This is a genomic window from Polyangium sp. 6x1, assembly GCF_029946515.1.
Lineage (GTDB): Bacteria > Myxococcota_A > Polyangia > Polyangiales > Polyangiaceae > Polyangium.
This window is the reverse complement of the sequence record NZ_JARZHH010000002.1, coordinates 134,175-153,535: the sequence shown is the minus strand read 5'-3', so window position 1 is coordinate 153,535 and position 19,361 is coordinate 134,175. Positions and strand designations below refer to the sequence as shown.

The 19,361-nt window shown below is 68.9% G+C and carries 13 protein-coding genes; 12 read left to right on the top strand and 1 reads right to left on the bottom strand.

The window, feature by feature from the left end; all coding sequences use genetic code 11:
• The first annotated feature begins 270 nt into the window (after window positions 1-270).
• The 10 genes from QHF85_RS03525 (at window position 271) to QHF85_RS03480 (ending at window position 14,934) form a co-directional block, all read left to right on the top strand.
• The gene (locus tag QHF85_RS03525) at window positions 271-1,413 is read left to right on the top strand and encodes a right-handed parallel beta-helix repeat-containing protein (protein ID WP_281325603.1); all 1,143 of its coding nucleotides are present in this window, start codon (window positions 271-273) and stop codon (window positions 1,411-1,413) included.
• A gap of 119 nt (window positions 1,414-1,532) precedes the next feature.
• Window positions 1,533-2,036, top strand: coding sequence for a deaminase (locus tag QHF85_RS03520; RefSeq protein WP_281325602.1), 504 nt, complete (start codon window positions 1,533-1,535; stop codon window positions 2,034-2,036).
• A gap of 44 nt (window positions 2,037-2,080) precedes the next feature.
• Complete coding sequence (locus tag QHF85_RS03515; RefSeq protein WP_281325601.1) at window positions 2,081-3,310, top strand: phosphatase domain-containing protein; 1,230 nt, start codon at window positions 2,081-2,083, stop codon at window positions 3,308-3,310.
• 42 nt (window positions 3,311-3,352) lie between these two features.
• Window positions 3,353-6,094: a WD40 repeat domain-containing protein gene (locus tag QHF85_RS03510; RefSeq protein WP_281325600.1), complete on the top strand. Its 2,742-nt coding sequence runs from the start codon at window positions 3,353-3,355 to the stop codon at window positions 6,092-6,094.
• 88 nt (window positions 6,095-6,182) lie between these two features.
• Window positions 6,183-7,685, top strand: a complete 1,503-nt coding sequence (locus tag QHF85_RS03505) for an SWIM zinc finger family protein (protein WP_281325599.1) — start codon at window positions 6,183-6,185, stop codon at window positions 7,683-7,685.
• A 16-nt stretch (window positions 7,686-7,701) separates the two neighbouring features.
• Window positions 7,702-9,582 carry a HEAT repeat domain-containing protein gene (locus tag QHF85_RS03500; protein WP_281325598.1) on the top strand — a complete coding sequence of 627 codons (1,881 nt, stop codon included), beginning with the start codon at window positions 7,702-7,704 and terminating at the stop codon, window positions 9,580-9,582.
• A gap of 49 nt (window positions 9,583-9,631) precedes the next feature.
• Window positions 9,632-10,762 (top strand): AAA family ATPase, encoded by a 1,131-nt coding sequence (locus tag QHF85_RS03495; RefSeq protein WP_281325597.1) that lies wholly within the window; start codon window positions 9,632-9,634, stop codon window positions 10,760-10,762.
• Window positions 10,763-10,768: 6 nt separating this feature from the next.
• Window positions 10,769-13,171 (top strand): DUF5682 family protein, encoded by a 2,403-nt coding sequence (locus QHF85_RS03490; RefSeq protein ID WP_281325596.1) that lies wholly within the window; start codon window positions 10,769-10,771, stop codon window positions 13,169-13,171.
• Between the two features lie 5 nt (window positions 13,172-13,176).
• Window positions 13,177-14,484 (top strand): VWA domain-containing protein, encoded by a 1,308-nt coding sequence (locus QHF85_RS03485; protein WP_281325595.1) that lies wholly within the window; start codon window positions 13,177-13,179, stop codon window positions 14,482-14,484.
• Between the two features lie 84 nt (window positions 14,485-14,568).
• On the top strand, window positions 14,569-14,934 hold the full coding sequence (locus QHF85_RS03480) for a hypothetical protein (protein WP_281325594.1): 366 nt from the start codon (window positions 14,569-14,571) through the stop codon (window positions 14,932-14,934).
• On the opposite strand, the gene QHF85_RS03475 is transcribed toward QHF85_RS03480, so the two are convergent.
• Window positions 14,885-15,295 (bottom strand): hypothetical protein, encoded by a 411-nt coding sequence (locus QHF85_RS03475; RefSeq protein WP_281325593.1) that lies wholly within the window; start codon window positions 15,293-15,295, stop codon window positions 14,885-14,887. The two genes, QHF85_RS03480 and QHF85_RS03475, sit on opposite strands and share 50 nt — an antisense overlap.
• Window positions 15,296-15,462: 167 nt before the next feature.
• On the opposite strand from QHF85_RS03475, the gene QHF85_RS03470 reads away from it, so the two are divergent.
• Complete coding sequence (locus tag QHF85_RS03470) at window positions 15,463-18,444, top strand: AIR synthase-related protein (RefSeq protein ID WP_281325592.1); 2,982 nt, start codon at window positions 15,463-15,465, stop codon at window positions 18,442-18,444.
• Window positions 18,434-19,348, top strand: a complete 915-nt coding sequence (locus QHF85_RS03465; RefSeq protein WP_281325591.1) for a phosphoribosylformylglycinamidine synthase subunit PurQ — start codon at window positions 18,434-18,436, stop codon at window positions 19,346-19,348. Before QHF85_RS03470 ends, QHF85_RS03465 begins: the two co-directional genes overlap by 11 nt.
• The last annotated feature ends 13 nt before the right edge of the window (window positions 19,349-19,361 follow it).

Below are 19,361 nucleotides of genomic sequence, written 5' to 3'. Positions count from 1 at the left end.
CCCGCACCCTGCGCGGGCCATCCCCTCGTGGGGGTTTCGCGGCTCGCGCCCGAGGTGTCCGTCCCTGGCGCATGCATCTGCCCACCATCGGCCTGTGGCCCGCATTTCCGAATACGCTCGCGCGCGGGCGCGCTCGCCGGATCGCCAAACCATCCAATGCGGCGAGGCCGACAATGGGGGGCGCGTCGGCCGCACGAGCACGCTTCTGCTCGATGCAAAGTGTTTCCCGCCTGCCGCGGCTCCGGGTAAGCTCTTCGTTGGAGAACCTTCATGATCGCCAGAACCTCCCGCACTTCCTCGCTGATCCGTTCGTTTCTTTCGAGCTCGGGTGTCGTCTCCTTGACGGCCCTCTTGCTCGCGCTTCCCATCGTCTCCGCGTGTGGAGACGGCTCGAGTGGAACGGGGGGATCGGCCGCCGCCGGGGCCTCGGGCGGCGCGGGTGGCGCGGGTGGAGCCGGCGGCGGCATGGGCGGCATGGGCGGCATGGGCGGCGGTCCTCCGGCCGATCCTTGCGACTGGCCGCATGACAGCGTGGTCGAGGTCGCCGACGCGGCGGCCTTGACGGACGCGCTCTCCAAGGCGGCGCCCGGCCAGCTCATCCGCCTCGCGCCGGGCACCTATGCCGACACGTTCGACTTCGAGGCCGTGAGCGGAACCGCGGACAAACCCATCGTCGTCTGCGGCCCGCGCGACGCGATCCTCGACACGAGCGCGATGCCCTCGAACACGGGCCTCCGCTTCCTCCAGGTGAATTACTGGGTCGCTTCGGGCTTCACGATCACGGGCGGCCGCAAGGGCGTCTACCTCGACGGATCGAGCGACAACATCCTCTCCAACCTCTCCGTGCACGACGTCGGCGAAATGGCCATTCAGCTCCGCAATGGGGCCAGCCGCAACACGATCGAGTATAGCGAGATCACGAACACGGGCCTCGCCATGCCGGACTCGGCGGAGGGCGTCTACGTCGGCAGCGACGACAGCGCCTGGCCGGATGCGAACACGCCCGACGCCTGCGACGGCACGAAGATCCTCTGGAACAAGTTCGGCCCCGGGATCAAGACCGAGCACGTCGACCTCAAGGAGGGCACGCAGGGCGGCGAGATCCGCGGAAATACCTTCAATGGCGAGGGCATCACGCCCGACGGCTCGGAGGACTCGTGGGTGGCCGTGACGGGCAGCAAGTACCTCTTCGCGGAGAACGTCGGCGAGAAGAGCCCGAAGGACGGCTTCGTCGTGCGCCAGGCGACGATGGGCTGGGGCAACGACAACATCTTCGAGAAGAACACGGCAAACGGCATCGACAACCCGAACCTCGGCATCAACATCGGCCCGGGCACGACGGGCAACGTCGTGCGATGCGACAACAAGATCACGGGCACGGGCATGCTCTCGAACACCGAATGCACGAATTGAGGCGCGCTGCGCCCATTTCGAGCCCCTCCCGGGCCCGGCTCGCTGGATCGCTCGCGCGCGGGATCCTCCTTGCGCCGATCGAGCGGGCCGGGTAAAACCCTCGCCGAGACGTCCCCGTCATGAAGGCGAAACACCTGCGCATCCGGATCGAGCAATGCCTGGCCCTCGCCAAGGCGTCGAACTGCCCCCGCCGCAAGTTCGGCGCCCTCCTGCTCGACCCCGACCGCAACGTCATCCTGATGGACGGCTACAACGGCGGCCCGCGCGGCGGAGGCGACCTCTGCGGCGGCGACGTGTGCCTGCGCGACAGCATGCAGATCCCGAGCGGCACGCGCATGGAGATCGGCTGCCACCACGCCGAGATGAACGTCATCTGCAACGCCGCCGCGAGCGGCGTGGCCACGCGGGGCGCGTGGATCATCGTCACGGGCGAGCCGTGCATCCTCTGCGCCAAGCTCATCCACCACGCGGGCATCACGAAGGTCATCGTGGTGGCCGAGGGATATGCGGGCGAGAACGGCGTGGAGTATTTGATCCGCCACGGCATCGCCGTGGAAACGACGGAAGGGCCGAAAGATCCGCGCCTATCGAACGTGACCGGGGGCGAGGGCGGCCCCGCTTGACAGACCGTTGACGGCCGTGCAGCCCGGGCCTTATCGTTTCATGGATGGGCTCGAACGACTTCGACAAGACCGCCGCTGACGAGAAAATCGCGACGATCGAGCGCCTCATCGCGGGCCACACCGATCGGACCGAGGAGGCGCGGATCCTCGCTCTCCTGCGCGACGCCCACCCCGCCGAGCTCGACCATCTCCTCGTGCACCTGCCGCTCTTGCGGCTCTTCTCCAGCATCGACGACCGCGTCGTTGGTCCTGACAACCGCACGGCCCTCTTCCGCCTCCTCGGCGAGGAGCGGCTCTCCGATCTCTCCATCCCCACGCGCGCCGCGCTGATCATCGCGCTCCAGCGGGGCCGCACCGACGGCGCCGACGAGGCGCTGATCGAAACGATCCTCCTCGGCACGCGCGGCGCGGAGCTCACCGACCTGAAGAACGCCATCGACGACAGCGGCGATTACCGCGACCTCCAGCAGCTCATCTACCGCGACCTCGACGACGACCTCGTCCGCGAGCGGCTCCTCGAGCATTTTCGCGTCGCCGCCGCGCCTCGCGCCGACCTGAAGGTCCTCTCGGACATCGACGACACGCTGTATCCGAACTGGAAAGACGACCGGTATCCTCGCGCGAAGGAGCCCCGCCCCTACCCCGGCGTGCGCGCCTTTTACAACGAGCTCGACCTCGCGTTCTCCCCGACGGAAGCGCTCGGCGATCTCACCTTCCTCACGGCCCGCCCCGGCGACCGCGTCGGCTTCGGCGAAGGGATCACGCGCAAGCACCTCGCCGCGCTCGGGCTCCCGTATGCCAAGGTCCTCACCGGCGATTTCGGACACCTCGCCACGCACGACCTGATGGCCGAGAAGAAATATGCGAGCTTCATCGAATACCGCAAGCTCTTCCCCGAATACGCGTTCGTCTTCTGCGGCGACAGCGGCCAGGGCGACGCGATCGCCGGCGCCCGCATGATGGCGCACCCCGGCGGCGGCATGCGCGCCGTGTTCATCCACGACGTCGTCGCGACGAACGCCGAGGGCCGCGCCGCCTGGCGCGCGAAGGGCGTCGCCTTCAATGACACCTACATCGGCCATGCGCTCGACGCGCACGCGCTCGGCCTCCTCGATCGCGCTGCGCTCCGCCGGGTCGCCGACGCGGCTCTCCGCGACCTCCGCGACATCCCCTTCGGCGACCTCCTCCAGCGCGAGGCCCGGTGGGCCGAATTCCGCCGCGACACTGAGCGCGTGAATGCGCTCTTGCCCGAAGACGAGCGCCTCTCCCTCTAGCCGCATTGCGACGGACGGATCCGGCGTGATACCGTCCCGCGCATGTTTGCCCGCTCGCTCCGCCGCCTTGGGGTTCTTCCCGCCGCATCGCTCCTCGGGCTCCTCGCCTGCGGCGGCGCGCCGCCTTCGCCCCTGCCCTCGCCGCCGCCGTCCGTCGCCAAGGCCGCTCCGACCCCGCCGCCGCCCCCGCCGACCCCTTGCGAGACCGCGGACGCGCTCCGAAAGAAGGTCCCCGGGCTCCTCGGCAAAGGAAAACTCGACCGCGCCCTGCGCGTGATGGCGCGCGCGCGGGAGCTCTGCCCCAAAGCGGCCCCCGAGGTGCTGGCCGAGGAGCTGGCGACGAGCGCCGAGCTCGCCGTCGATCTCTACGATACTTCATATACGTACGATCTCACGCGCGAGCTCCTCCGCGTGCCGGGCGCGAGCGACGCTTTGAAAAAGCGTGCGGAGGCGGCCCGCGAGGCGGCCCAGAAGATCGACAAGAAGCTCGAATCCCTGCACGCGCCGAACATCACGAAGGTGGCGCGTCCTCTCGTCGAGCAGGCCGACGCGCTCGCGGCCAAGGGCGACCCGGCCTCGCTCCGCGCCGCCCGCGAGGCGTACCTCGGCGCCGCCGCGGCGCACCCGAATGGCCAGGCCTTGCTCGGCGCGGCGCTCGTGACGCGCAAACTCGGCGACGCAGCCGAGGCCCAAAGGCTCTTCGATCGCGCCTCCGGGCTGCTCGGCAAAACCGAACGGCGCATGCCGCTCGTCGTCGCGCCAAACCGCGACCTCGTCACGAAGTCGCTGGATTGGTCGACGGACGGCCGGTACATCGCTCTCTCGCAGGAAGAGGACGGCAACGACATCGAGGTTTCCGTCTTCGACGCGGAGACGGATCGCGAATACGTTCACCTCTACCTTCCCTGGAGCTCGCAGGATCCGGTCGCCTTGTCGAGCGACGCCAAGCTCCTCGGCGTGAAGACCTCTTCGAGTGGGTTTCTCCTGGACCTCTCGTCGCGGCTCATCGTGCGCGAATTGCAGAACCTCCCCACCCTCGACGGCACCGCCTTTTCTCCCGACCTCATGCGCCTCGTCGCGATCCAGTCCGATGACTCCGTCATCCACGACGTCACCGCGCCGCATAGCTCGAAGATCCCGATCGAGGACGGTTTGCGTGACGACGAAGAGCCGAAGTTTCCGCTCAGCGCGACGTTCTCGCCGGACGGCAAGACGCTCGCCATTCCCTACACCGACGAGAAGGTCCGCCTCTGGGACATCGAAAAGCGCCGCGTGAAAGCGACCCTCGGTGGGAATCGTGGGGGCATCTGGGGTACGGCCTTCTCGCGTGACGGGAAAACCTTCGCCGCCTCCACGGACAAGGGCGGCGTGCAGATCTGGGATGCGCGCAGCGGGGCCCTGAAAAAGACGATCTCGATCCCCGAGGACGACCCCGCCATGACGATCGCCCTCTCGCCGGATGGCTCCCTCCTCGTCACGTCGAACCTCGGCGGCGTCTCCGTGTGGGATACCAAAACCGGGTCTGTCCGGGCGAAGCTCGAACAGTACGTCTATTATGGAGACTTCGCCTTCTCGCCGGACGGCCGCCGCCTCGCGATCACATGTCATTCCGCCGCGGTGTGCGTGGTCGACGCGACGAGCGGCTCGATCCTGAAGAAGATCTCCTTGCAGGCCGCGGGCATCAGCTCCCTCTTCATCTCCCCCGACGGAAAAACCCTCGCCGCGCAGCCCTGGGACGGCACGCTGCGGATCCTCGACCTCGAAACGGGAACGCTGCGTAGCACCTCGTCACGCCCCGACACCGAGGGCAATATAGCATCTTCGGGGGACGGCAAGCTCCTCGGCGCGGCTGGCAAGGACATGCGCGTCTGGAATGCCCAGACAGGCGCCACGGTCCGCGAGGAAAAACTCAAAGAGGTGGCCCAGGCCTTCGCCCTTTCGCCCGATGGCGCGTGGGCCGTCGTCAACGCGGGCGACACGATCCTCCTCTTCTCGCTCACGACGCCGAACGCGCCGCCGCGCTCTCTCGTCGGACATACAGGCTTGATCCAGGACCTCGCGTTCTCCCCTGACGGAAAACGCCTCGCCTCCGCGTCGGGCGACAAGACAGCGCGAATCTGGGACGTCGCCACGGGCGCCGAAAAACTCCGCTTGACGGGGCACAGCAACATCGTGACCACGGTCGCGTTTTCCCCCGACGGAAAACGCCTCGCCTCGGGCTCCCTCGACAAGACCGCGCGGGTATGGGACGCGGAGACGGGTGCGTCTCGCCAAACCTTGGTCGACAAGAAGCCCAGCACCTCGGAGAGCGTCCAGGAGCTCGCGTTTTCCCCCGACGGATCGCTCCTCGCCGTGGGCGGGCTCGACAATACCCTCCGGGTCTGGGACCTCGCGACCGGCGAGCCGCGCTTCATGCAAAAGCCGAATGCAAGCCTCTTCGCGCTGGCCTTCACGCCCGACGGCCAATGGCTCGCCACGGGCTGGGGCGACGGCACGCTCCTCTTCCAATCCCCCACGGGCAAGGGCCCGACCGCCACGGTCCATTTCATCGACAAAGAGGACGCGGCCCACGTCCTCGATGGCAAAGGCCACGCCGATCTGCTCGGCAAAAACGCCTGCGCCGCCCGCGCCCGCCTCCAGTGCCGCGCCGGCCGCTTCGGAATGCCGTTCGACCTCTGCGAGGAGCGCGCGTTCACGCGCGGCCTGCTCGCCACGATCCTCGCCGGAAAGCCCGCCGGAGACGACCCCGCGCACGAGGACGATCCCCCGCGCTGCGCCCCGTGAACCGGTTCGTCCGGGCCCGGACTTTTCCTGTCACACCTCTCCAAACTCCCCCTCCCCAGGCCGGCGTCCTTCTGGTACGGTCCGATGCATGGCTGTGGTCGTCACCGAGCAAGCAATCGCCGAGTGGGCGCCGAACGAGAAGGCGCTGCTCGACGCGAAGTCGCTCTTGCGGAAAGGCGCGCTGAAGAGGCTCGCCAAGAACGACGATGGGACCCTCGCCTTCGGCCACTGCGACGGCTCTGGCAGCACGCCTTATGCGGTCTCCATGGACCTCGCGACCGGAGCGGACAAACCCACCGTCCGCTGCACCTGCCCTTCGCGCCTCTTCCCTTGCAAGCACGGGCTCGCGCTCCTGCTCGCGTACGCGCAAAAAGGCGCGCTCTTCCCCGTCGAAGAGCCGCCGAAGGACCTCGTCCAGAAGCGCGAAAAGCAGGCCCAGAAGGCCGCCGAAAAGAAGCCTGCCCCGGCCGCGGCCCCACTCCGCGTCAACAAGACCGCGCTCGCCAAGAAAGCCAAGGAGCAGAGCGACGCCCTCGATACCCTGGAGACGTTCCTCGTCGACCTCGTCTCGGGCGGGCTCGGCGGCCTCTCCGGCAAGAGCATCGAGGCGATCGAGCACCAGGCGAAGCGCATGGCCGACGCGGACATGAAGCGCACGGCCGGCGTGCTCACGCGCCTCTCGGCGTACGTATCCGGCGAATGGCTCGGCGACGAGGACGACGACGAATCGCCCGGCGTGCGCGACGTGGCGCGCGGCCTCGGCGAGGCGCAGGAGGCGCGCATCGCCTTCACGCTCACGCAGCTCTACACCACGGTTCGCCGCGGGAAAAAGGCGCTCGAAGGGAAATTCGCCGAGGAGGGCACGACGCAGAGCGAGGCCGACGCGGAGCTCGAATCGATCCTCGGCAAGGCCTGGCGATTGCCCGATCTCCGGGAGGCCGGCTACTGGGTCAAGAATCGAAGGTTCCTCGAGCTCGCGCACGAGCGCTCGGACGACGAGATCACCCAGTTCGCCACGGCGATCGGCTTCTTGATCGACCTCGACGACGGCTCGGTCGTCTGCGAGGTGACGTCGCTCCCGTTCCACACCCTGCCTTTCACGAAGCTCCGCGCCTCGCGCCTCGGCACGCTCGAAATCGCGGAGGCCGCGCTTTATCCGGGCGACATCGTGAACCGCCGCGTCCGCTGGGACGAAAAGGTCGAGGGCGTCTGCCGCGAGCGTCCGCGCGAGGCCGCCGATTACGAGGCCGTCCACCGCCACGGAAAACCGCTCGACCCCGTGCTGCGGGCGCTCCGCGCGCAGCTCAAGAACCCGCTCCACCCGCTCGACGCGGTCTTCCTCGTCGCGGCGAAGAAATTCGGCGACGTGGGCGGTGAGCTCGTGCTCGAGGACGAGGCGGGCATGCGGCTCGTCCTACGGAACACGAACGACGGACGGCTCCCGAGCACCGACGCCCTGCGCCACGCGGCCGCGGCGTTCGGCCCGGGGACGCTCGCCGTCCGCCTCCATTACGACCTCGTGACGCGCGCCATCTACGGCGACCCGCTCGCGCTCTTCGTGGGCGACGAGCACCTGCGCCTCCGCGCCTGATCGAAGGGGAACGACGATGGCCAAGGATACCCTGAAGCAGCTCGACCGCGACGTCGACCGCTGGCTCTTCGCCGGCGCGCAGATTGCCCGGACAGACCCGAACCTCGCCGGCGCGCGCGACATGCTCGCCCCGCTCGCGGCGCGCGCGCCCGCGCTCGGCAAGGTCACCCAGCAGATCGAAAAACTCCAGAACGCCACGGGCAAGGCCGCTGCGAGCGAGCTGCTCGCGCTCGCCTCGCTCATGGCGCAGGTGCGCGGCGCGCAGGCGACGCCGGCCCTGCCCGAGGCGAGCGGCGACATGCAGCCGCTGCCGCCGGCGCGAAAGATCGGCACGCCGCTCACGCCCACGGAGCTCAACACGCTCGTCGGCGCCCTGACGAACGCCCCGGATTCGCGGCAGCGCTCGCGCGTCATCCGCGATTACGCGACGTCGGATCGCTGCGCGGCGCGCGACCTCCGCATCCTGCCGCTCGTCGTGCCTGCGCTCTCGGACGGCGCCATCGCCGAGGTCGTCGTGCAATACCTCGTGCCGGCGCTCGGCGAGGCGATCGTGCCCAGCCTGCAAAGGCAGCTCGACCTCGAAAAGGGCCGCGCGCTCGACGTGCGGCTGCTCCGCGCCATTGCGCGGATCGAGGGCGCGAAGGCCACGCCCATGCTCCGCGAGGGCATCGAAAAAGGCCCACCGGACATCCGCGCCGCGGCGATCGCCGAGCTTGGCCGGATCGACGCGCTCGCCGCCGAGCCGATCGCGCTCGTGCTCGCGGAGAAGGATCGCTCGAAGGAGGTGCGGGTCGCGGCGGTGCACGCGCTCGCCGGGGCCCCGAGCGACGAGGCGCTCGAAGTTCTCCTCCGCGCCTTCGGGGGCACGGCGGAGCTACGCTCGGCGGCCGAGAGCTCGCTCGCCGCGAGCAAGCACCCGCGCGCGAACGAGCGGATCGTCGCGCTCTTCTCGCCCGAGCTCCGCGACCTCGGCCATTACCGCATCAAGAAGGCCACAACGAAAGAGGAAAAGGACGCGGCCGCGAAGGAGCAAAAGGCCCACACGAACCAGGTCGAATACCTCGTCGATCTCGTCGACCTCCTCGCGACCCGAGGCACGGACGAGGGCGCGAACCTCGTGCTCGAAGCGTTCCGCAAGCACAAGGTGAAGGACGTGCGCGACGCCGCGGCGCGCGCGCTGCTCCGGATCGGGTATCCCGGCGCGTGGGAGGAGCTCATGCCGTCGCTCTACGACGCGCCCGACGCCACGAAGGACGATTTCGTCGGCGGCGTCGTCGCCCTCGACCCGGCGAAGGCGCACGAGCGCCTCGCGCGTTTCTTCGAGCCTGCAGTGCTCGCGCAGAAAAATGGCCTGGACCTCGCGCAGCGCATTCTCGCGCGCATCGCGAATCATTTCGTGGAGCTCGAAGAGGAGGACGACGGCACGCCGGGCAACGGGGAATCGGCCGAGGCCACGCAGGTGATCCGGAAGGACGAGCGCTGGGTGGATCTCGGGGTCGCCGCGCTCGGGAACAAGGGCCTGCGGATCTCCGCGCTCACCCTGCTCTTGCACGCGGGCTCGCCGAAGACGCTCGGCGATGCGCTCTCGGTCTCGCGCGAGGAAGGTCTGTCGAGCGAGGAGGCCCTGCTCGTCTTCGAATGCCTCGGCAAGCACCGCGATCCGCGCATCCTGCACGCGTTCTTGCGGCTGCTCGAGCCCTTGCGCGGTGGTTACGAGTATGGACGCGCTTGCAACGTCATGACGGCGTACGACGATCCGGCCCTGGCCCCGATGCTTCGGGGCTGGCTCGACGCGAAGCAAAAGAGAAAGCGCCTCTCGCGCGCCGAGGCGGCGCCCTTCGAGGAGTGCCTGCGCTTCCTCGAACGAGCGCGGGCGGCGGCGTCCGAAGACGATTGACACGACAAACCCACGTATTTCCATCGAACGCACGGTCGGGGACGAGAGCATGGCGACGAAGAAGGACATCCAGAAGGCGGACGGCGGCGAGGGCTCTGTGAAATCGGACGTGCTCCGCGAGCCGGCGGAGCGGCTATATGCGAACGAGCTCGAAGCCATCGCGGCGGCCGACAAGTTCGAAAAACCCGCGGGCTGGCGGCTCTCGCCGAAGGCCGTCCTCCTCTACATCATGGGCGGCAAGGTCGGCGACACGAACATCACGCCGAAATACGTGGGCGCGCCGCGCATCGTGGAAATCGCGATCGCCACGCTCGCGACAGACCGCGCGCTCCTGCTCATCGGCGAGCCGGGCACCGCGAAGAGCTGGCTCTCGGAGCACCTCGCGGCGGCGATCTGCAATGACTCGCAGCTCCTCGTCCAGGGCACGGCGGGCACCACCGAGGAGCAGATTCGTTACACGTGGAATTACGCGCTGCTGCTCGCGGAGGGGCCGAGCCCGAAGGCGCTCGTGCCCTCGCCCATTCACCGCGCGCTCGAAGCCGGTAAGCTCGTTCGATTCGAGGAGATCACGCGTTGCCCCTCGGAGGTGCAGGACGCGCTCATCACGCTCCTCAGCGAGAAGGTCCTCACCGTGCCCGAGCTCGGCCATCACGTGCAGGCAAAGCGCGGCTTCAACGTGATCGCCACGGCGAACACGCGCGACCGCGGCGTCAACGACATGAGCGCGGCCTTGAAGCGCCGCTTCAACATCGTCGTGCTCCCCGTGCCGGCCGACATCGACACCGAGGTCGCGATCGTGGCCCGCCGCGTGCGCGAGATCGGGTCGAGCCTGAAATTGCCCGCGGCGCCTCCGGCCGAGGAGGCGGTGCGCCGCGTGGTGCAGGTCTTCCAGGAGCTCCGGCGGGGCCAGACGATCGACGGCAAGCAAAAGCTGAAGAGCCCCTCGGGCGTCCTCTCCACGGCCGAGGCCATCTCCGTGCTCGGCAATGGAATGGCCCTCGCCGGCCATTTCGGCACCGGCCGCGTGAACGACCGCGACCTCGCCGCGGGCCTGCTCGGCGCGATCGTCAAGGAGGATTCGAAGGACGAGGCGGTGTTCGTCGAGTACCTCGAAAACGTCATGAAGAAGCGCGGCGGCGCCTGGGAGCCGCTCTATACGGCCTGCAAGGAGCTCGTGTAGGCAGCCATGGCGGCGAGGAAGGCAAACCTCGGGGCGGCGACTGTGGTACCCGGAAAAACCGCGCCCACCACGGGGCCGCTCGCCCGCATCTTCGGCGTGCGCCACCTCTCGCCGATGGGGGCCTGGCACGTCGAGCGATTCCTCGACGAGGTCGATCCCACGGCCGTGCTCGTCGAGGGCCCGAGCGACGCGACGGACGAGATCGCGCACCTCCTCGACAAACGCACGAAGCCCCCGGTCGCGCTCCTCGCGTTCACGCAGCAGCGGCCCGTCCGCTCCGTCCTTTTCCCCCTCGCCGCTTATTCGCCCGAGTGGGTCGCGCTTCGCTGGGCGCTCCAGAAAAACCGCGTGGGCCGCTTCATCGACCTCCCGGCCTCCGTGTACCTCGCCCGCAGCGAGCCCGCGCCGGAGCACGCGCACGCGTGCGACGACGAATCCTGCGAATCGGACGAGAAACAAGCGACGGACACGCAGCGTTATCTTGGCGATCCGTACGAGGCGATTGCACAGCTCTCGGGCGATCCGGATCACGACACCTGGTGGGAGCGCCATTTCGAGCACTCGATGTCGCCGGATTCTTATCGCCTGAGCATCTTCGAGCTCGGCCGCGAGCTCCGCGCGCTCGAGTACGAATCGCCGCGGCGGCGCGAGGAGACGCTCACGCGCGAGGCGTTCATGCGCCGGCGAATCCGCGACACGATCGCCGAGGGGCACGATCCGGATCGGATCGTCGTCATCTGCGGCGCTTATCACGCGCCGGTGCTCGTCGCCGAGGAGCCGGCGATGACGGACGAGGAGATCGAAAAACTCCCGACGGTACCGGTCACGCGCACGCTGATGCCGTACAGCTTCTTCCGATTGAGCTCGCAATCGGGATATGGCGCGGGCAACAAGGCGCCCGGGTATTTCCAGGCGCTCTACGAGGAGGCCCAGGGAGGCTCGACCGCGCGGCTCGGGACGCGATTCCTCGCCGAGGTCGCGGGGAGGCTGCGCAAGGCGGGCATGGTGCGATCGAGCGCGGAGGTCATCGAGGCCGTGCGGCTCGCCGAGGGCATGGCCTCCCTGCGCGACGCGCACGCGCCGACGCTGCGCGACCTCGAAGACGCCGCGGCGACGTGCCTCGGCCAGGGCGAGCCGCTGAACGTCGCGCGTTTCATCCACGACGTCGCGGTCGGCGACGCGCTCGGCAAGGTGCCCCCGGGTGTCTTGCGCACCTCGATCCAGGACGATTTTTATCGCTGGGTGAAAGACCTGCGCCTGGAGGAATACCTCAAGGACAAGGAACAGATCATCAAGGGGTCGACGAGCAAGGATTGGCTCGACCTCCGGCAGGACCGGTTCGCAAAATCGGAGGACGCGGCGTATCGGGATCGCAATCGATCCATCTTCCTGCACCGGCTCACGGTGCTCGGCATCGGATTCGCGGCGAACAAGACGAGCGCGGAGGACCGGGCGCAGAGCACGTACAAGGAAGTCTGGGGCGCGCGCTGGACACCCGATTGCGAGATCCAGCTCGTCGAGAACGCGCTCCGGGGCGACACGATCGAGATCGCGGCGGCGCGCTCCATCGGCGAGGCGCTCGACGCGGCCGAGAACGTGCACGCCGCGGCGAACCTCGCCCGGAGGAGCGTCGAATGCGACCTCTCGGACGCGACCGCGGCGGCGCTCGCGCGCGTCTCGACGCTCGCCGTCGACGACGGGGATTTCGTCGCCGTCGCGGGGGCCGCCCTCGAATTGAGCCACCTCGTCGCCTACAAGGACGTGCGCAAGATCGACGTCGCGCCGCTCGAACCACTCGTCGCCCAGCTCTTCTTGCGCGGCGCGCTCCTCGCGCCCGAGGCCGCGCGCTGCAACGAGGAGGCCTCGCGGAACGTCGGCGCCGCCCTCGGGCACTTGCACCGCGTGGGGCTCATGTTCCCCGACAAACTGGACGGGGATCGCTTTGCGAGCGTGCTCGACGCGATTGCCGACGACGATGTCGCCTCGGCGCACGTCGCGGGCGTCGCGAGCGCGATCCTCCTCGAACGCGGCGTCCTCGCGGACGACGTCCTCGACCGCCGCATCTCGCGCCGCATCTGCCCCGGCGTCTCGCCGAGCGAGGGCGCGGGGTTTTTCGAGGGACTCGCAACGCGAAATCGGTATGCCTTGCTCTCGCGCCGCTCGCTCTGGGCCGCCATGAGCGGGTTTGTCGAGGCGATGGACCACGACGATTTCCGGCGCGCCGTCGTCGCGCTCCGCCGCGCGTTCGGCTCGTTCGAGACGAGCGAGGCGCGTAAAATCGCGACCCTGCTCGCGGAGCTCTGGGGCGGCAGCGAAAAGGAGCTCCTCCGCGCGATCGAGACGAAGGTGGACGACGCCGAGCTCGCGGCCCTCCAGGACGACCTCGGCGATCTGGATCTGGATCTGTAAAAGCCATGGCCAAAAAGAAGGCTCCTGCCGCCCCCACCGCTGCCCCGACAAACCCGCCTGCCGCGACGCCCGCGCCCGCCGGACCGATGACATTCGACCGGCACCAACGCTGGCGGCTCATCCTCGGCAAGCGGGTCGAAACGCAGTTGTGCGGCGGCGGCGGCGCGAGCATGGGCAGCGGCGGCGGCGGCCAGCTGACGCGCGAGATGGCGGAAATGGACGCCGCGCTCGGCGCGCTCTACGACATCGAGGACTCCGACCCTGGCAATGGCACGGGCAGCAGCACCAAGCGCAGCGCGGGGCTTGGCGCGAGCCGCCCGAAGCTCGCGGCCTGGCTCGGCGACGTGCGCAAGTATTTCGAGCAGGACGTCGTCGCGGTCATCCAGCAGGACGCGATCGAAAAGAGGGGCTGGAAAGAGCTGCTCTTCGAGCCCGAGTCGCTCGCGCAGATCACGCCGAGCGTCGAGCTCGTGGGCACGCTGCTCACGATGAAGGACATGATCCCGGACCGGGCCAAGGACGCCGCGCGCGAGATCGTCCGGGCCGTCGTGGAGGAGATCAAGAAGCGAATGCAAGGCGAGCTCGAACGCGCGGTGCGCGGCGCGCTCGACCGCTCGCGCCACCAGCCCATCCCGAGCCTGCCGAACCTCGATTGGCGGCGTACGATCGGGAAAAACCTCAAGAACTATCAAAAGGACCGCCGCACGATCGTCCCCGATCGGTTCTTCTTTTTCGCCCGCCAGCACCGGCGGCGGGAGTGGAACGTGATCGTCGCGATGGACCAGTCGGGCTCGATGGCGAGCAGCGTCGTCTACGGCGGCGTGATGGGCTCGATCCTGGCGAGCTTGCCGGCGTTGGAGACGCACGTCGTGGCGTTCGACACCGAGGTCGTGGATCTGACGCCGCGGCTCGTGGATCCCGTGGACCTCATCTTCGGCATCCAGCTCGGCGGCGGGACGGACATCAATCGCGCGGTCGGGTATTGCCAGGGCCTCGTCTCGAACCCGCGCCGCACGCTCTTCATTCTGCTGACGGATCTTTACGAGGGCGGCAACCAGGAGCAGATGGTCAAGCGCATGGAGGAGATGGTGCAGAGCGGCGTGCGCGCGATGTGCCTGCTCGCGCTCGACGATTCGGGGACGCCGATGTACGACGCGGAGCTCGCGAAGAAGCTCGCGAAGCTCGGCGTGCCGTGCTTCGCGTGCACGCCGAATGCGCTCCCGCCGATGCTGGAGGCGGCGCTCAAGGGGCACGATCTGGAGTTGATCGCGCGGCGGTTCGACGCGCGGAAGGCCGAGGGGCGCGACGTGTAGACGTGGCGGGCGCGACGGGTTGCTTCGGCGGGTCTCCTCGTGTCATGATGCTTGGGTTCCAAACGAACTTCGGGAGGAGGATCCGTGGCAAAAATCACCATCTACGAGACGTTCACGAAGGCCGACATCGATGCGCTCCTCACGGTCGGGGCTCATCTCGCGCTCGCATTCGATGCGTCCCATCCGCACGCGGTGAAGACCGTCCACCTCGAGCTCGGCATGCAGATCTCGGCGACCCAGATCGTCGACCTCGAATCGCGGTTCCACTCCACGTTCATCAAGCTCAAGGGCGGCCTGATGCACGGCGAGGGCAAGTACAAGCTCGAAGCGCACCACTTCGAGCAGGACATCGTGGACGCTTCGCCGAAGTCCTACGAGATCAAGAAGAACCGCGCCATCGTCAAGCACGGCGACGTGGGTGATCTGGTCGCTGATATCGGCTGGTGGTGACGGCGACGATCAACGTCGCGGCCACGAGCGGCGCGAGCCCCGATAGGACGATCGTGCCCAGCCAAACCCGCGCCTCCCCCGCGGAGAGCTCCACGCGGATGTACGGCCCCACGTCGTCCGAAAACCATTCATCCCCGCCGATCCGATAAACGGCCCACAAGATCGCGATCACGAAGCCGGCCACGCGCTGCGCTTTCTTCGCGGAGAGGGCGAGCGCGACCGTCACGACGAGCGCGACGAGCGTGCAGCCGAGGACGAGCGGCTCCCAGGGCGGCGCCACCTTGTCGAGCACCTCCGCCCGCGCCACGCGCGGGAAAGCGAGCACGGGCAAACAGGCGACCCACCGGATCCATCGAGGCACGAGGCGCGCTCCTTCACCGCAGAATATCCTTTTGCGTAGGACCTTCCAAGCACGTGCGCGCGGCCCTCGCACGCCCTCCTCGGCGAAGCGAACGAAGCCGCGCCCGCAAACCTTCCACATCCCCCAGGTTGTGCTAGACGGCTGCGCGGACGAGGAGCCTACCCACCATGCCCATCTACCGGCTCGAGATCGAGAACCGGCCGGCCGTTCCGGACGCGCTCGCCACGAAAACCGCGCAGACGCTCTCGGCCTGGCTCGGCCTCTCCCCGGCGCGCATTCGCACGCGCAAGGTATACCTCTGTGATCTCGACATGTCGGAGGCCGAGGCCGAGAAGGTGCTCGCCGCCATCGCCGACCCCGTCATCGAGGTCGCGGCCAAGGGCGCCCTGCCCGACGGCGAGCCCGGCGATCCGCCCGTGATCCTGACCGTCTCCTTTTTGCCCGGCGTGACGGACGCGGTCGGCAAGAGCGTCAAGACCGCGTGCGAGGACGCGCTCGGACGCGCGCTTGCGGGCCAGGTGTACACGGGCACGATGTACCTCGTCTGGGGCCTCCCGCGGGCCGACGTCGAGCGCGCCGCGGCCGAGGTCCTGCACAATCCGCTCATCCAGCGCATCCGCATCGACGAGCCGCCGCGCAGGCCCGACCTCTCCGTCCCGCGCGCCGGCGCGACCTCGACGCCGCGGACCGAGATCGTCCCCTTGCGCGGCCTCTCCGACGAGGCGCTCGAAAAGCTCTCCCGGGAGCGCCTCCTCGCGCTCTCGGTGCCCGAAATGCACGCGGCGCGCGCCCATTTCGAGGCGGAAGGCCGCGAGCCCACCGACGCCGAGCTCGAATGCATCGCGCAGACGTGGAGCGAGCACTGCAAGCACAAGATCTTCAATACGCCGATCGATTACACCGATCCGCAGGGAAATACCCGGCGCATCGAGCGGGGCGTCTTCAAGACGTACGTCGTCGCCGCGACCGAGGACGTGCGCAAGGCCCGGGCTTCGTCGGGGATCGACGGGGACGGCGGCGATTTCCTGGTCTCCGTGTTCAGCGACAACGCGGGCGTCGTGCGCTTCACGGACGAATGCCACCTCGTCTACAAGGTCGAGACGCACAACTCGCCCTCGGCGCTCGATCCGTACGGCGGCGCAATGACGGGCATCGTGGGCGTCAACCGCGACAGCTTCGGCTGCGGGCTCGGGGCGGACCTGCTCGCGAACGTGTGGGGGTATTGTCTGGGCAAACCCAACCACAGCGGCGCGCTCCCGAAGGGCCTCATGCCCCCGCGGCGCATCCGCGAGGGCGTGCACCACGGCGTCATCGACGGCGGCAACCAGTCCGGCATCCCGTACATGCGCGGGTTCGAGCTCTTCGACGACCGGTTCGTGGGCAAACCGCTCGTGTATTGCGGCACCGTCGCGGCGATGCCCGTCGAGACGGCGGGCAGGCCCACGCATGAAAAGTTCACCGCGCCCGGGGACCGGATCGTCATGATCGGCGGGCGCGTAGGCAAGGACGGCATTCACGGCGCGACGTTCTCCAGCGTGGAGCTCAACGAGAGCTCGCCGGTCCAGGCGGTGCAGATCGGCGACCCGATCACGCAGAAGATGATGTTCGACATGCTCGCCGAGGCGCGGGATCGGGGCCTCTACAGCGGCATCACCGACAACGGCGCGGGCGGGCTCTCGAGCAGCGTCGGCGAGATGGCCGAGGCCTCCGGCGGCGCGGAGGTCGACCTCGCGCGCGTGCCGCTCAAATACCCCGGCCTCGCGCCCTGGGAGATCCTCGTCAGCGAGGCGCAGGAGCGCATGACGGTGGCCGTGCCTCCGGACAACCTTCCGGCGTTCCTCGCGCTCGCCGCGCGGCGCGAGGTGGAGGCCACCGAGATCGGCACATTCACGAATTCGGGGCGGCTCGTCATTCGATACGGCGAGGAGAAGGCCTGTGACCTCCCGCTCGCGTTCCTGCACGGCGGGCTGCCGAAGGTCGTGCGGTCGGCGCGCTGGAGCCCGCCCGCGCGGACGCTCGCGACCGCCGCGGACCGGGAGAAGGCGCTCGCGGCGCGGCCGGTCGCGGACCTCGTCGTCTCGATGCTCGCGCAGCCGAACATCCGCAGCGGCGAGCGGTACGCGCGGCATTACGATCACGAGGTGAAGGGGCTCGCCGTGGTCAAGCCGTTCGTCGGGGTTTCTCGGGACGTACCGGCCACGGCCACGGTCATGCGCGTAAGGCACGGGCGCGACGAGGGCGTGGTGCTCGGCGAGGGGATCCACCCGCATTACAGCGATCTCGACGCACACGCGATGGCGCTCGCCTGCGCGGACGAGGGCGTGCGGCGCGTCCTCTCTGCCGGCGCGCGGATCGATCGCATGGCCGCGCTCGATAATTTCTGCTGGCCCGACCCGATCAAGAGCGCGACCACGCCCGACGGCGAGCACAAGCTCGCGCAGCTCGTGCGCGCGTGCGAGGGCCTGTACGAGGCGTGCGTGGCGTACGGGCTGCCGCTCATCTCGGGCAAGGATTCGATGAAAAACGACGCCACGATGGGCGGCGTGAAGATCTCGGTGCCGCCGACCTTGCTCGTCAGCGTCATCGGGCAAATGAAGGACGTGCGGCGCGCGCTCACGCTCTCGCCGCGCGCCCCGGGCGACGTCGTGTATCTGCTCGGCGAGACCGAGGACGCGTGCGGCGAGAGCGAGCTCTCGCGGCTGCTCGGGCTCTCCCTCGACGGCGTGCCACGCACGGATCCAAAGCGCTTCGCGGCCCGGTATCACGCGTTCGCCGCGGCGCACGAGGCGGGCCTCGTCCGCTCGGCGCACACGCTCTCGCGCGGCGGGCTCGCGGTCGCGCTCTCGCACATGGTGATGGCGAGCGAGCTTGGTTTGTCGGTCGCGCTCGATGCCGTGGCACCAGGGCTCGCCCCGGCGGTCGCGCTCTTCAGCGAATCGACCGGGCGCATCCTGCTCACCACCCGGAGCGAGGACGCCTCGGCGCTCGAAGCGCGCCTCGGGCCGCACGGGCTCGTCCGGCTCGGCTCGGTCGAGCCAGGGGCGTCGGGCCGGGGATATTTACGTATTCGTCAGGGAGGACAAACGCTCGCCGAGCTCGGCTCGGACGCGCTCCGCCGCGCTTTCCAGGAGGAATCCCATGCCGTCTGACGGTCAACGATTGGGAGCTACGCTCGGACAAGCCGAGCTACGCCCCCAAACCCCCATGACGAGGCCCGCGCCGAAGGAGGCGCGCGACGTGCGTGTCCTCGTGCTCACGGGCTACGGGTTGAACTGCGAGGCCGAGACGGCCGCCGGGTTTTCCCGCGCGGGCGCGACGGTCGACCTCGTGCATTTGAGCGAAATGCTGGAGCGCGGCGGGCGGGCCGACGCGCTCGCCGGGTATCACATTCTCGCGTTCATCGGCGGGTTTTCCTTCGGCGATCACATCCAGAGCGGGCGCGTGTTCGCCAATCGCCTGCGCTTCCGGCTCGGCGAGGCGCTCTGCCGGTTCGTCGACGACGGCGGCCTCGCGCTCGGGGTCTGCAATGGATTCCAGACGCTCGTTTGTCTCGGCCTGCTGCCGGGCGTGAGCCGCGCGCGAGGCACGCCGCTCGCCGCGCAGCAGGCGGCGCTCGTGCACAACGATCGGCTCGGGTATTTCGATACCTGGGTGAAGCTCGCCGTCGACGCCGAGAGCCCCTGCGTGTGGACGCGCGGGGTCGGCCCCACGATCGAGATGCCGAGCCGCCACGGCGAGGGCAAGCTGCTCTTCCAGGACGAATCGCTCCGCGAGCAGATCCTCGCCTCGCGCCTCGTGCCCGTGCGGTACGCGGACGCGAGCGGGGCGCCGACGGAGGTCTGGCCGGACAACCCCAATGGCTCGCCGGGCGGCGTCGCGGGGCTCTGCGATCCCACGGGCCGCATCTTCGGGCTCATGCCGCACCCGGACGCGTACCTCTACCCGGAAAACCACCCCGACTGGATCCGGCAACGCGACGCCGGCGCGCTCCCGGCCGCGGGCCTCGGCCTCCGCATCTTCGAGAATGGGGTGCGGGCCGCGCTCGCGGGGTAGCTCGACCTCGCGG

Bases quoted from the DNA above. Each gene is read 5' to 3' on its own strand.
- QHF85_RS03525 (WP_281325603.1), top strand. From the start codon at position 271: ATGATCGCCAGAACCTCCCGCACTTCCTCGCTGATCCGTTCGTTTCTT.
- QHF85_RS03520 (WP_281325602.1), top strand. From the start codon at position 1,533: ATGAAGGCGAAACACCTGCGCATCCGGATCGAGCAATGCCTGGCCCTC.
- QHF85_RS03515 (WP_281325601.1), top strand. From the start codon at position 2,081: ATGGGCTCGAACGACTTCGACAAGACCGCCGCTGACGAGAAAATCGCG.
- QHF85_RS03510 (WP_281325600.1), top strand. From the start codon at position 3,353: ATGTTTGCCCGCTCGCTCCGCCGCCTTGGGGTTCTTCCCGCCGCATCG.
- QHF85_RS03505 (WP_281325599.1), top strand. From the start codon at position 6,183: ATGGCTGTGGTCGTCACCGAGCAAGCAATCGCCGAGTGGGCGCCGAAC.
- QHF85_RS03500 (WP_281325598.1), top strand. From the start codon at position 7,702: ATGGCCAAGGATACCCTGAAGCAGCTCGACCGCGACGTCGACCGCTGG.
- QHF85_RS03495 (WP_281325597.1), top strand. From the start codon at position 9,632: ATGGCGACGAAGAAGGACATCCAGAAGGCGGACGGCGGCGAGGGCTCT.
- QHF85_RS03490 (WP_281325596.1), top strand. From the start codon at position 10,769: ATGGCGGCGAGGAAGGCAAACCTCGGGGCGGCGACTGTGGTACCCGGA.
- QHF85_RS03485 (WP_281325595.1), top strand. From the start codon at position 13,177: ATGGCCAAAAAGAAGGCTCCTGCCGCCCCCACCGCTGCCCCGACAAAC.
- QHF85_RS03470 (WP_281325592.1), top strand. From the start codon at position 15,463: ATGCCCATCTACCGGCTCGAGATCGAGAACCGGCCGGCCGTTCCGGAC.
- QHF85_RS03465 (WP_281325591.1), top strand. From the start codon at position 18,434: ATGCCGTCTGACGGTCAACGATTGGGAGCTACGCTCGGACAAGCCGAG.